We start from the raw sequence: 12936 nt of genomic DNA, 5'->3' as shown, positions 1-12936 counted from the left end.
AGCGGGATCGCACACCGCGACGACAGTCATACCAGCTGCTGGTGCCGGCCGGCACAGATGGCTGAATGCGCGACATTCCAAATCTACTGTATAAACCTGCACTTCGATCAGACCCGACCTAAGGAACGGTGCAGTAAGGTTGCAAAAGCACGACGTTGCTTCCATGTTCACCAACCAAAACAGGGAACGAACGCAACCAGATGACATCGAAGACATCCTCACCACGCAAGGGCGGTGCGAGCAGGAGCGGCGCGACCGATACGTCGGACGCCATCCCCCTGCGCTATGGTGACGATCCCTATGTCTGGGCCTGCTGGCTCTACTACGAAGACGGAATGACCCAGGGCGAGATCGCCGATGCGATGGGCGTCTCGCGTGCGACCGTCAACAGCTACCTCGCCGAAGCCCGGGAAAAGGGCATCGTCAACATCTCGCTCGAGCCGGCGCGTCTTGCGTCGCTCACGATCGCCCAGGAACTCAAGCGCCATTTCGGCCTCGCCGACTGTCTCGTCGTTCCAAGCGACGACAACGCCCGGCCGCTGATCGACCGGCTCGGCGTGGCCGGCGCAATGGCGTTGCAGAAGCTGGTGAAATCCGGCGACACGCTGGCGGTCTCCTGGGGACGCACGGTGATGTCGGTGGGCGAGCATGCCGATGTGCATGCGCTCCAGGACGCGACCGTGGTGCAGGCGACCGGCGGCACGACGGCGGCGTTCTCCTATACGCCGGAGCTCTGCGCCGCTTCGATCGCCCGTGCAATCTCTGCGCGCTGCGTCGGCATAACCGCGCCGGCGATCGTCAAGTCGCCGGAATTGCGGCAGATGCTGCTCGACGAGCCGCTGCTGCAGGAACAATTCGCCACGCTGGCACAGGCGAACCGCATCCTCTTCGGCATCTCGTCGCTGCGCCCTAACTCGACCATCCATACCAGCGGTTTCTTCGAATCGGTCTCGCTGCAACACTATCTCGCAGCCGGCGCCGTCGGCGTCGTCGCCGGACGGTTCATCGACGAGCGCGGACGGCCCGTCGCGGGACCACTCGACGACAGGACAGTTGGGATTTCGCTCGACATGCTACGCCGGATCGGCACGCGCATTGCCGTTGCCGGCGGCTTCGACAAGGTTCCGGCGCTGCTTGCGGCGCTGCGCGGTGGTTACGCCAACGTGCTGATTACCGACGCGGCGACCGGTCACGGCATCCTCAGGGCAGACGGCGTCACCGGCCTCGACACGAGGATCTCGCAGCGGCCGAAGCTTGCCCAGACGCCCAGCTCCTACCGCACCCACGTCAAGAAGTTCCTCAACAACCCCAATGAGGTTGTCGAGGAGATGCTCGACGGCGTCGTCAGGGCACACCGGGACTATATCGAGCCGATCAACGGTTCGCATCGCGCGCTCGTTGCCAAGACCGGACCGCGGCCGGGCAAGGTCGGCCTCGTCATCGGCGGCGGCACCGGCCATGAACCCTGTTTCCTCGGTTATGTCGGCAAGGGCCTCGCCGACGCCGTGGCGGTCGGCAACATCTTCTCCTCGCCGCCGCCTGATCCGATCGTCCAATGTGCGGTTGCCGCATCGGGCGGCGAGGGCGTGCTTTTCGTCTATGGCAACTACGCCGGTGACGTGATGAACTTCGAGATGGCAGCCGAGATCGCCGAGGAAAAGGGCATCAAGGTCCGTACCGTCCTGACCACGGACGATATCGCCTCCTCGCCGATCGAGGATCGCGAGGGTCGGCGCGGCGTTGCCGGCAATTTCTTCATCTTCAAGATCGCCGGTGCGGCCTGCGATCGGGGACTTTCTCTCGACGCCTGCGAGGCCGTGACCAGGAAGGCCAACCTTCGCACCTATACGGTCGGCGTTGCGCTCGAGCCCTGCTCGATGCCGCAGACCCGACGCCACAATTTCGAGATCGGCCCCGACGACATGGAAATCGGCATGGGCATCCACGGCGAGCCCGGCGTGACCCGCGAGCACATCAAGCCGGCCGACGACATCACCGATGCGATCATGGACAACATCTTCAAGGAGATGAAAGCTTCGGCCGGAGATCGTGTCGCCGTGCTCATCAATTCGTTCGGCGCGACGCCGCTGATGGAACTCTACATCCTTTACCGGCGGGTTGCGCAGCGCCTTGCCGCCAAGAACATAGAGATTGAAGCCAACTGGATCGGCCATTATTGCACGTCTCTCGATATGGTCGGTGCATCGATCTCGATCCTCCATCTCGACCAGGAACTGACCGATCTGCTGCATCACCCTTGCGAAACGGCTTTCCTGCGTATCAATTAGCATTCCGTCAGGGACCCATGGTCAAGCATGGGTACCGGGCGTTCTGGGAGGACAGTGATGTCGGAAAATGCGGCGCGCCGCTTGGTCAGCATGTTTCAGGCGATCTCCGAGGCCGTGGAAGCCGAAAAGGATCATCTGTCGGAGCTTGACGGCGCCATTGGCGATGCCGATCACGGCACGACGATGTCGCTCGGCTTCCTGGCGGTGAAGGCCGGACTGGCCAAGCTCGACCTCGACCATGCCCAGATCTCCGACGTCATGGCGACGGCGGCGGGCGCTTTCCTCAATGCCGTCGGCGCCTCGACCGGACCGCTCTATGCCACGGCCTTTCGCCGCGCCGCACAAGCCGTCGCCGGCAAGACGGAGCTCGATCTCGCCACCTGCGCCGCCATCATCGATGCCATGGGTTCGGGGATGCGCGAGCGCGGCAAGGGACAACGCGGCGACAAGACGATGCTCGACGCCTGGCTGCCGGCAGCCGATGCCGCCGCAGCAGCCCTTGCAGACAACAAGGGAGCTGACGGTTTCTGGCGCGACGTTGTCGCTTCGGCCGAGGCCGGCGCCAACGCGACGCGCTCGATGATCGCTACAAAGGGACGCGCCGCAAGGGTGCGCGAGCGCTCGCTTGGTCATGTCGATCCCGGAGCCGCCTCGTCCGTCGTGATCCTGCGCGCCATGGCATCTTCGCTCAACAGGGCGGCCTAGCGCGCGGCGCCGACCAACAGCCGCAACCGAGGTTCGGGAGTAACGCGAACCTGTGTTCGCGAGTAACGCGCACGTGATGCCGCTGTTTGGACAAAATTTACCATCACATGCCAAGGCTGGTGAGCAGTGGGGATGTCCGGCGTTCAAGTTTTATTGAACTGCCGACAGACGAAAGCCAGCGGCAAGCGCTTGCAGCTAAAGCCGCTAGAGGTTTTATGGTCCGGTCGCCATTTCAAGGAGCCCGCATGCGGCGCATAACGAGACACCTTCTTTCCCTTTCGCCCGCAAACGCCGGCGAATTCCTGGGCAAGACGAAGCCCGCCCGGCGCGCCGCGATGGCCGCGACGATCGCCATCGCCCTTTCCGGCTGCATGTCAGCCTTTGACGAAGTTCGTGCACCGCCGCCGATCCCGGCGAAACTGATCGGCGCCATGGCCAAGAACGGCTCCAAGCCGGAAAGCCCGGTGCTCGTTCGCATCTTCAAGCAGGAAAGCGAACTCGAGATCTGGAAACAGAACAAATCCGGGCAGTATGCGCTCCTCAAAACCTATCCGATGTGCCGTTGGTCTGGAAAGCTTGGGCCGAAGACCAAGGCGGGCGACCGCCAGGCGCCGGAAGGGTTTTACCACGTGTCCGCCCGCATGCTGAATCCGAAGTCGCAATTCTATCTGTCGTTCAATCTCGGCTACCCCAACCGGCTCGAGCAGGCTCTCGGCTACACCGGTGAGGCGCTGATGGTGCATGGTGCCTGTTCGTCATCCGGTTGCTACGCGCTGACGGACCAGGGGGTCGGAGAAATCTATCCCGTCGTCCAGCGCGCGCTCGCGGGCGGTCAGGGGCAATTCCAGGTGCAGGCCTATCCGTTCCGCATGACGGCAACGAATATGGCGCGGAACAGCGGTGACCCGAACTTCAATTTCTGGAAGAACATCAAACAAGGCTACGACATCTTTGAAGCGACGAAGCGCCAGCCGAAGGTTTCGGTCTGTGGCGGTCGTTACGTCTTCAACACCGACTTTGCCAACGGCGAGCCGACCGACCCGCTTGGCGCCTGCCCTGCGACCACGGCAACATCGGACGCCGGGCTGATGGCAAGGCTGCAAACGGAAGACGCCAAGGTCGCGGGCATAGTCGCCAATCAGACGCCCGCTCCGGTGAATTCCTATGTCGATGGCGGCATGCATCCAAGCTTCCGGACGCTGCTTGAGAAAAACGGCGCTGAAAAGCTGGCCGCCAAGATCTCGGGAACTAAATACCCCATTAGCCGACCGGACGCGGCGCTGGCAGATCCCTATGCCGGCCTGTGATCGGTGGCGGCGGGAGATGAGCAGCGCTAGATGCGCCATTCCCCCGGTAGTCACCGAACACAGGTAATTGAGGTTCCCCATGCCGCAACGTGACGTCTGCCGCCGATCCTTCCTCAAGCTTTCCGCCGGCATGGCGGTGCTCGGTTTGGCGGGGTGCGGCTCGACGCGCGAGCGGGTTGCACAGCAATACGCCCCGGCGCCGGAACCGGTGCCCGCCGCCAACACCGTGCTCTCCGAGATGTATGGCGAACGGCCGGGAGAAACCTATCCTCTGCCGGCGATCCCTTACGAAAAGATCGACCCGCGATATTACAGGCAGATGGTGCCCGATCCGACGGGCGAGCGGCCCGGCACTTTGGTTGTCGATGTCGGCAACCATTTCCTCTATCGCGTCTATGAGAACGGCCAGGCGATGCGCTACGGCGTCGGCCTCGGCCGGGCCGGCTTCGCCTGGGCCGGTCGCGGCGTCATCCAGTACAAGCGGCCTTGGCCGCGCTGGAAACCGCCGAACGAAATGGTCGCACGCCAGCCGGAACTGCAGCAGTACAGCATCGAGGCCGGCGGCATGGAGCCGGGGTTGAAGAACCCGCTTGGCGCCCGCGCGATGTATATCTTCCAGAACGGGGAAGATACGCTTTACCGCATCCATGGCTCCCCGGAATGGTGGACCATCGGCCAGTCGGTGTCGTCGGGGTGCGTGCGCATGATCAACCAGGACGTCGTCGATCTCTATGACCGCGTGCCGAACGGCACGCCGGTCGTGGTGACGGACCTTTCGGGCGGCGGAATGGCGGCGCAAACACCGGCCCAGCCGCAGGACAATCTCCTGCCTGGCGAAGGCGGCATCCCCGGCGCACCCCCGCCGATTTATTAGGACCGGCGCTGTCGACCGTGGGAGCATTCAACGCTCCCACGGTCGACAGCTGGCCTCAGATGACGAGCAGCGGCGTCTTTCCCCGGACGCGATTATAGAGGTCGATTGCGTCCTGCTGCAGCATCCGCACGCAACCGGCCGAAGCGTTCTTGCCGATCGAGCGCCACTGCGGCGACCCATGGATGCGGTAGAGCGTATCCTGGCCATCCTGGAAGATATACATCGCCCGCGCGCCGAGCGGATTGCTGAGGCCCGGATCCATGCCGCCCGCCTCGATGCCATATTTCTTCAGGTGCGGCTGGCGCGCGACCATGTCGTCCGGCACCGTCCAACGCGGCCACTTGCGCTTCCAGTGCACGACCGCCCTGCCCTTCCAGGCGCGTCCCTGTGCGCCAAGACCGACGCCATAGCGGATCGCCTTGCCGCCGGGCAGCACCCAGTAGAGGAACATCTTCTGCGTATCGACGACGATCGAATAGGCCGGCTCGTTGGTCGCATAGGCGACCTCCTGCCGCAGGAATTCCGGCTTTATCGCATCGAACTGCACCCCCGGAACATCATAGCCCTCGTCCTTGACCGGACCGTAGATCTGGGCGTAATCGAGCTTTGGCGCCGGCTCATCCTTGCGCTCAAGCTCGATCGGGGCCTTCTCTGGCGGGGTGATGACGTGCTTGCTGGTCTTGTCGGCGGCATTTGGCTCGAGACCGGGCTTGGGGACCTGTGTGCAGGCGCTCAAAATAGAGCTTGCGACCACTGCAAGCAGTGATCGGCGGGACAATTGAAAAGACACTTTTTTATTCCGGGTTGGATGTATGCGAGGAGAGAGTTGTGGCTGTTGGTCCCATTCGTGACCGAAATGTGGTCAAAGCCGATCTCTTTGGTGGATGATCCTCGCCAGTCGCTCGCCGCCAACTGAGTGTTGCAAAATTCACCCGGTCGGGCGCGAGCGGGGAGTCATCCTGACGGCAGACGGAAGCGGCATGTCGCGTTCAGCCCAGCAGTTGGTCTAAAGCATATCGCGCAAAAGTGCGCAGCGGTTTTGCGATAACGACATGCACAAAAACAAGAGCTTAAAGCGCGCAAGCGAATCCTGGAAATCGCGACGCGCTTTAGGTGAAAGCGTCCTTCCGCAGCACACTCTCGGCCTGCTCCGAGCTCATCTCGAACACTTTTCTGCCTATCTCGAACCCGAAACCGTTGCGAGCGAATGCGGACAGCTCCTTGGCCTTGCGCTTGTCGTCGAGCTCGCCGCGGCGGAAGGGGCCGAAAGCGCGCTTGCGAGCAAAGACCACGGCAGCAAACAGATCGTCGGTCTCCTCCAGCGCCACGGCGGCGGTTTCCCTGTCGATGCCCTTCGCCGAAAGCTTCTGCGCAATCGCCCGTTTCGACTTCCCGCTGCGCACCGCCGACTGCGTGCTGAGCTGCGCATAATCCGCGTCGTTCAGGGCATTCAGATCATAGGCGAACTTGACCGCGAACTCGGCAACGGCCTTGAGCTGCTGCTGGCTGATATCCTCGAACTTCTGTCGCGCCTTCCGGGTGATGGCGTCGAACAACTGTTTCTCCGTCATCATCTGTCGTTCGAGGCGATAGACCGCCGAATTGCGCGCCCAGGACAGCATGCGCGCGGTCGGCGCGTCGGAGGGCGGCGTGTCAGAAGGCGGATCGTCGGCTTGTAGATCGTTTGATGTCACGGGGTGGGCGGGCTCTTTTGGGATGCGCTTGATGGGCGATATTTCGCCCACAGAGATAGCCGCAAACGTGGCGCTTCGGTAGTCGCCACGGGCGGGATTGATTGCGGTAACGCTAGCCCGGCATTTTGCGACCGGAAACCGATGGGCATTTCAGCCATTGCCAACCGGGCCTTTGCAATGTGATCTGCGGCTGATATGTTCCTAATTCGTTCCCCGTCGTGAATCTCTCATATCGAGCGCGGGGATGCCTCGGCGTCGCCCGCAGGGCCGAGCAATCGGTGCCAGCGTTCAGCGCGAGAGGTAGAATCGGCAGAGACTTACCGGGGACTTCGGCGTGGCGGCGGCCTATCTGGAAAAATTGAATGATCGACAGCGCGATGCCGTCGAATTTGGCGTAACCGCACCCGGCGAAACGATTGCAGGGCCACTCCTGATCATCGCCGGCGCCGGGTCGGGCAAAACGAATACGCTCGCCCATCGTGTTGCCCACCTCATCGTCAATGGCGCCGACCCCCGCCGCATCCTGTTGATGACGTTTTCGCGCCGTGCGGCCTCCGAAATGGCGCGACGGGTCGAGCGCATCTGCGCCCAGGTGCTTGGGGCAAACGCCACTGTTGCCACCGATGCGCTCACCTGGGCCGGAACATTCCACGGCATCGGCGCGCGCCTGCTGCGCATCTATGCCGAGCAAATCGGCTTGAATGTCGATTTCACGATCCATGACCGGGAAGACAGTGCCGACCTGATGAACCTTGTCCGGCATGAGCTCGGCCTCTCGAAGACCGAGAGCCGCTTCCCGACCAAGGGCACCTGCCTGTCGATCTACTCGCGGGCGGTCAACTCCGAGACGCCGCTGAGCGAGGTCTTGCGCGCGCACTATCCCTGGGTTTCCGGTTGGGAGGAGCAGTTGAAGCAGCTGTTTTCCTGTTATGTCGAGGCAAAGCAGACGCAGAACGTGCTCGATTACGACGACCTGCTGCTCTACTGGGCGCAGACCGTCAGCGTGCCGGAACTGGCCGAGGACATCGGCAACCGTTTCGACCATGTGCTGGTCGACGAATATCAGGATACCAACCGGCTTCAATCATCCGTGCTGATGGCGTTGAAGCCAGGCGGCAGGGGCCTGACGGTCGTGGGCGACGATGCCCAGTCGATCTATTCGTTCCGGGCAGCGACAGTGCGCAACATCCTGGATTTTCCGGGCGAGTTCACCCCTCCGGCCGACGTCATCACGCTTGATCGAAACTATCGTTCCACCCAGACGATCCTTGCCGCTGCCAACGGCGTCATCGATCTCGCCCGGGAACGCTTCACCAAGAACCTCTGGACCGAGCGGCAGTCGGCGGAAAGGCCCAAGCTGCTGGCGGTCGCGGATGAAGCCGACCAGGCGCGCTATATCGTCGAGAAGGTTCTGGAGAACCGAGAGATCGGCATGACGCTGAAGCAGCAGGCGGTGCTGTTTCGCTCGTCGAACCACAGCGGGCCGCTCGAGGTGGAGCTGACCCGGCGCAATATCCCCTTCGTGAAATTTGGCGGGCTGAAGTTTCTCGACAGCGCCCATGTCAAGGACATGCTGGCGGTGCTCAGGTTTGCGCAGAACCCGAGGGATCGGGTCGCCGGCTTTCGCCTGCTGCACATGATCCCCGGTGTCGGCCCGCAGACTGCCGGCAAGATCCTTGACGCGATCGCCGCAGATCCGGAACCGCTGGCAGCCCTCGGGGAGATCCCCGCCCCGCCGCGTTCCGGCGACAACTGGCGGGATTTCGTCACCCTGATCGAAGGGCTGCGCAAACAGGCAGGCGGCTGGCCGGGTGAAATTGCCCAGGCACGCGAATGGTACGAGCCGCATCTCGACCGCATCCACGAGGATGCCGACACCAGAAAGGCCGACCTCCTGCAACTGGAGCAGATCGCCGGCGGCTATCCGAGCCGGGAACGCTTCCTGACCGAACTGACGCTCGATCCGCCTGATGCGACCAGCGACCAGGCCGGCGTGCCGCTGCTTGACGAGGACTATCTGATCCTTTCGACGATCCATTCGGCCAAGGGGCAGGAATGGCGCTCGGTCTTCATGCTCAATGTCGTCGACGGCTGCATCCCCTCCGATCTTGGCGTCGGCACCACGCATGAGATCGAAGAGGAGCGCCGGCTGCTCTACGTCGGCATGACACGGGCAAAGGACAGCCTCACACTGATCACCCCGCAACGGTTCTTCACGAGCGGCCAGCATGCGCAGGGCGATCGCCACGTCTACGCCTCGCGCACGCGGTTCATTCCGGCAACGCTCCTGCAGTTCTTCGAGACGGCATCCTGGCCGGTGGTCAGCGCCTCAGCGTCCGAGCGCAGCGCCAGGCAGATCCGCATCGATGTCGGCGCGCGCATGCGGACCATGTGGAAGTAAGGAGCGGCACGTGGCCGAGCCTAGCGACACCGTGATCGGAAGACAGACTACAGCCGATGCGACGGGAACGGAGCGGCAGCGCAAGATCATCCATATCGATATGGACGCCTTCTATGCTTCGGTCGAACAGCGCGACAATCCGGAGCTGCGCGGCAAGCCGGTTGCTGTCGGCGGCGCGGCTGCGCGCGGCGTTGTCGCCGCGGCAAGTTACGAGGCACGCAAGTTCGGCGTCCATTCCGCCATGCCATCCGTCACGGCGAAGCGAAAATGCCCCGATCTCATCTTCGTCAAGCCGCGCTTCGACGTCTATCGGAGCGTGTCGCAGCAGATCCGCGAGATTTTTGCCGAATATACGCCTGTCATCGAACCCCTGTCGCTCGATGAGGCCTATCTCGACGTGACCGACAATCTGAAGGGCATGGAGATCGCGACCGAGATCGCCGAGGAGATCCGCGCGAAGATCAAGGCAACGACGAACCTGACGGCCTCGGCCGGCGTCAGCTACAACAAGTTCCTCGCCAAGATGGCGAGCGACCAGCGAAAGCCGGACGGGCTGTTCGTCATCACGCCCAAGAACGGACCGGCTTTCGTCGAGGCGCTTCCGGTGAAAAAGTTCCATGGCGTCGGGCCGGCAACGGCCGAGCGGATGAAGCGCCTGGGTATCGAAACCGGCTTCGACCTGCGGCAGCAGACCCTGGCGTTCCTGCAGGAGCATTTCGGCAAGTCCGGGCCGTATTTCTACGGCATCGCCCGCGGCATCGACGAACGGCGGGTGCAGCCGGACCGGGTGCGCAAATCGGTTGGTGCGGAAGACACATTCGTCGAGGATATTTTCGAGTTCGAACCGGCATGTGCCGAGTTGCTGCCATTGGCCGACAAGGTCTGGCGCTACTGCGAGGCGCAGGGCATGAGCGGCAAGACGGTAACCGTCAAGGTGAAGTACTCGGACTTTACCCAGGCGACACGCAGCAGGACGCTCGGCACACCGGTCGCAGGAGCGTCCGAGATCCTTGAGGTTGCAGTTTCGCTGCTGGCATCGGTCCATCCGTTCAAGCGCGGCGTGCGCCTGCTGGGGGTCACGCTATCGTCGCTCAATGGCAACGAAGAAGAAGCCCGCTCGCAGCTGGAACTTTCTTTCTGACGATCAGGCCATGCCAAAAGAAAAAGCCTGCCGCGGGAGGAGGTGCGGCAGGCTTTCAAAAGGATTGAATGGCAACCGGGAGGAGGAGTGTCGCCATTCCGGCAAGCGCTCGTTAGGAGGAGGAGAAAGCACTTGCACACTCGAAGTCCTGCGGGAGGAGATGCATCGCTTCGATGAGTTGACTATACAAGAAACCTACCGATTTCGTAGATCTGACTTCGCAGACCAGCCATGCGTGTTGCGCCGGTCAGGCGGCTCAGCGCACCTTGAAGCGGTCGAAGGCTGTCAGCCGCACCATCGGCGGATCGGCCTCGTTCCAGCGATAGATTTCGGTTCTGAGGTAGCGCAGCTCCTCGTCCAGCCCCTCTTCGCCGATCTCGATCCACCAGGATTTTGGGCGCCCATCGCTGCCGTCGGACCAGCGGTAGCCGCGGCCCTTTAGGTGGTCCTTCATCTCGAAGGGGCTGTTTTCCGCATAGAGGCGAACGCGCGATCGCTGGCTTGCCGCGTAGAGTTCGGCAAAAGGTGTCTCTTGCGGATCAGCGGCTGAGCCCGCAATCACCTCAAGCAGCGCAAAGCAGTCATCGACGGCGCGATGGCCGTCGTGGAAATGTCCCGCCTGGCCGATGAGGTAGCCGAGCTTCGTGCCCTCGAAGCCGCGGTCGCTCCAGCCGATCTCGGAGACCGAGCAGGCCCAGGCCTTTTTCTCGAAGATCGGCGAAAAAGCTTCGCAAAACGGCCGGTCGAACCCGGCATTGTGGGCGATAATCAGATCGGCGCGCTCAATGATCGCCTGAAGCCGGGCAACATCGATGGTTTCGCCGGCGACCATTTCGTCGGTAATGCCGGTGATGCGCGTGATCTCGGCTGGAATGGAGCCGCTCGGCTGCCGCAGACCGCCATAGACGTCGATCACGTCGCCGATGGCCCCTTGAGCGTCAAAGGTGAACGCAATGACGCCGATCTCGAGGATCTCGTCCTTGCGATGGTTGAGGCCGGTGGTCTCGGTGTCGAGGATGACGCCGACGAGCGGAAACTCGGCGCGCGGCGCGGCCACGACGGGGCGCGGCTCCAGCTTTTGCAGAACGCGGTAGCGACCCGTCGCCTCCAGATGATCGACCATGGCGCCGGCGCTCATGCCGGCAGCCGCGCGTGAGGACGCGCGCTTGGAGCGTGCGCCCTTCTCGTCCGGATCGGACGAAACAAACATGTCGTATTGCAATGCCATCAGCCCTTCTCCCGGAACTTTTGGCGAAAGGGAAGACCGAGCGCCCATCGCGCCATCACTTTCCCACACTGTCAACAACCTGTGGCGAGCGGGCCGGATTTAACCCGGGAAAACCTGTGAGCGGACCGCCAAGCGGCAAGATCTCGGCCCGGAAGGGTCGAACGGGCGCCACTCACGGCGCCCGCGATGGGTCCGGTTAGCCGAGCGCGGCAACAGCCTCGATCTCGAACAGCATCCCGTCAAGCGCCAACCGCGGCACCGGGATCAGTGTGCATGTGGGTTTTGCGCCCTCACCCAGCGCCGCTTCCATTTCAGCGCCGAAGATATGCAACCGTTCTTCGGAGTGGTCGACGATCAGCACCGTCAGCTTGACGATGTCGCTTGTATCAGCGCCCGCGGCACCAAGCGCGGTGCGCAGATTGGCGAGCGCCTGGCGGACCTGCAGTCGGAAATCCGGATCGAGAGCCCCTTGCACGTCCTCGCCTCCCTGGCCGGCGACAAAGACCAGCCGCACGCCCGCCGGGACCAGGCCGACATGGGAGTAACCATTGACCGATGCATCATAAAGCCCAGGTGGATTGAAAAGGCGAATAGGCGATTTTGTAGTTGTAGACGACATTTTTTGCTTTCCGTTGTTGCACGACGAAGCCGTGGAAACGCCGTATGGAGGATCGCCGACGTTGTGGGTCGGCGTGCCGGACAGCGCGTTCAGGCTCCATATCGTTTTGACGATCCAGCAATGCTTCCCGTGACGCGGGCGAGTGGATTTCTTTTTGGCTGCGAGCGTTCGCATTTAGACACAGGCGGTCACGGGTGCCGGATCCCGCGCGACGCGATGATTGAACTGCTTGCGTTCGAACAGGGCAGATCGGGTAGCTTCTTGCCCAACCCGACGACGGCCTTGATTGCTTTAACAGCAATGGCGTAGCTAGAGGCAGTCGGTTCGACAAATCGGTCTAACCGTCTCCGCATCACAGCGAAAGGTGCCCCATGAACGAAGAACCGAAAATCGTCCTGTCCCCGCTCTCGCAGGAGTTCTCCCGCGACGGCATCACTGTGACCGTCGAAATCTCCCGGATCGAGGACGGCAACGAGTGGGCGCTGGAAGTCATCGATACCCAGGGCATGTCGACACGCTGGGAGGATCTCTTCGCAACGGATGCCGCAGCGCTCGCCGAATTTCTCAGCGCCGTCGAGCAGGATGGCATGTCCGTGTTCGTGATGCCTTCGGCGCTGCACTGACGAGCTACCATATTTTCCGGCTCCGGGCCGAACGGCGCCACGACCGATAAAGTGAC

At 62.5% G+C, this 12936-nt stretch carries 11 protein-coding genes; 7 read left to right on the top strand and 4 right to left on the bottom strand.

Annotated elements, in window-relative coordinates; translation table 11 throughout:
• The first annotated feature begins 200 nt into the window (after positions 1–200).
• The 4 genes from BKP54_RS12770 to BKP54_RS12755 all read left to right on the top strand — a co-directional run bounded on the left by BKP54_RS12770 (position 201) and on the right by BKP54_RS12755 (position 5174).
• Positions 201–2288 (top strand): bifunctional sugar-binding transcriptional regulator/dihydroxyacetone kinase subunit DhaK, encoded by a 2088-nt coding sequence (locus BKP54_RS12770; RefSeq protein ID WP_081788964.1) that lies wholly within the window; start codon positions 201–203, stop codon positions 2286–2288.
• A 57-nt stretch (positions 2289–2345) separates the two neighbouring features.
• Complete coding sequence (gene dhaL / locus BKP54_RS12765) at positions 2346–2993, top strand: dihydroxyacetone kinase subunit DhaL (RefSeq protein WP_025429356.1); 648 nt, start codon at positions 2346–2348, stop codon at positions 2991–2993.
• A 335-nt stretch (positions 2994–3328) separates the two neighbouring features.
• Positions 3329–4300: a murein L,D-transpeptidase family protein gene (locus BKP54_RS12760; RefSeq protein WP_057210110.1), complete on the top strand. Its 972-nt coding sequence runs from the start codon at positions 3329–3331 to the stop codon at positions 4298–4300.
• A gap of 79 nt (positions 4301–4379) precedes the next feature.
• Positions 4380–5174, top strand: coding sequence for a L,D-transpeptidase (locus BKP54_RS12755; protein WP_025429358.1), 795 nt, complete (start codon positions 4380–4382; stop codon positions 5172–5174).
• Positions 5175–5229: 55 nt separating this feature from the next.
• Here BKP54_RS12755 and BKP54_RS12750 read toward each other — a convergent pair whose 3' ends face one another.
• A complete protein-coding gene (locus BKP54_RS12750) occupies positions 5230–5964 on the bottom strand; it encodes a L,D-transpeptidase (RefSeq protein ID WP_057221919.1) in 735 nt (244 codons plus the stop codon).
• A 319-nt stretch (positions 5965–6283) separates the two neighbouring features.
• The gene (gene recX, locus BKP54_RS12745) at positions 6284–6796 is read right to left on the bottom strand and encodes a recombination regulator RecX (protein ID WP_057212962.1); all 513 of its coding nucleotides are present in this window, start codon (positions 6794–6796) and stop codon (positions 6284–6286) included.
• Between the two features lie 406 nt (positions 6797–7202).
• Here recX and BKP54_RS12740 point away from each other — a divergent pair, with 406 nt between their 5' ends.
• Complete coding sequence (locus BKP54_RS12740; protein WP_025429361.1) at positions 7203–9269, top strand: ATP-dependent helicase; 2067 nt, start codon at positions 7203–7205, stop codon at positions 9267–9269.
• Positions 9270–9369: 100 nt separating this feature from the next.
• Positions 9370–10410 (top strand): DNA polymerase IV, encoded by a 1041-nt coding sequence (gene dinB / locus BKP54_RS12735; RefSeq protein ID WP_244497418.1) that lies wholly within the window; start codon positions 9370–9372, stop codon positions 10408–10410.
• A gap of 256 nt (positions 10411–10666) precedes the next feature.
• Here dinB and BKP54_RS12730 read toward each other — a convergent pair whose 3' ends face one another.
• Together BKP54_RS12730 and BKP54_RS12725 are read right to left on the bottom strand one after the other, a co-directional pair.
• Complete coding sequence (locus tag BKP54_RS12730; protein WP_084814489.1) at positions 10667–11638, bottom strand: 3'-5' exonuclease; 972 nt, start codon at positions 11636–11638, stop codon at positions 10667–10669.
• Positions 11639–11834: 196 nt separating this feature from the next.
• Positions 11835–12257, bottom strand: coding sequence for a RidA family protein (locus tag BKP54_RS12725; RefSeq protein ID WP_025429364.1), 423 nt, complete (start codon positions 12255–12257; stop codon positions 11835–11837).
• 371 nt (positions 12258–12628) lie between these two features.
• Here BKP54_RS12725 and BKP54_RS12720 point away from each other — a divergent pair, with 371 nt between their 5' ends.
• Entirely contained in the window at positions 12629–12880 is a 252-nt protein-coding gene (locus tag BKP54_RS12720; protein WP_025429365.1) for a hypothetical protein, read from the top strand.
• The last annotated feature ends 56 nt before the right edge of the window (positions 12881–12936 follow it).

The organism is Ensifer sp. 1H6 (assembly GCF_001976035.1).
GTDB classification, from domain to species: domain Bacteria; phylum Pseudomonadota; class Alphaproteobacteria; order Rhizobiales; family Rhizobiaceae; genus Ensifer; species Ensifer canadensis.
Note: the sequence above shows the minus strand (reverse complement) of the source record. Positions and strands in the feature narration are given on the sequence as shown.

Bases quoted from the DNA above. Each gene is read 5' to 3' on its own strand.
- BKP54_RS12755 (WP_025429358.1), top strand. From the start codon at position 4,380: ATGCCGCAACGTGACGTCTGCCGCCGATCCTTCCTCAAGCTTTCCGCC.
- BKP54_RS12725 (WP_025429364.1), bottom strand. From the start codon at position 12,257: ATGTCGTCTACAACTACAAAATCGCCTATTCGCCTTTTCAATCCACCT.
- dinB (WP_244497418.1), top strand. From the start codon at position 9,370: ATGGACGCCTTCTATGCTTCGGTCGAACAGCGCGACAATCCGGAGCTG.
- BKP54_RS12720 (WP_025429365.1), top strand. From the start codon at position 12,629: ATGAACGAAGAACCGAAAATCGTCCTGTCCCCGCTCTCGCAGGAGTTC.
- BKP54_RS12730 (WP_084814489.1), bottom strand. From the start codon at position 11,638: ATGGCATTGCAATACGACATGTTTGTTTCGTCCGATCCGGACGAGAAG.
- BKP54_RS12760 (WP_057210110.1), top strand. From the start codon at position 3,329: ATGGCCGCGACGATCGCCATCGCCCTTTCCGGCTGCATGTCAGCCTTT.
- dhaL (WP_025429356.1), top strand. From the start codon at position 2,346: ATGTCGGAAAATGCGGCGCGCCGCTTGGTCAGCATGTTTCAGGCGATC.
- BKP54_RS12770 (WP_081788964.1), top strand. From the start codon at position 201: ATGACATCGAAGACATCCTCACCACGCAAGGGCGGTGCGAGCAGGAGC.
- recX (WP_057212962.1), bottom strand. From the start codon at position 6,796: ATGCTGTCCTGGGCGCGCAATTCGGCGGTCTATCGCCTCGAACGACAG.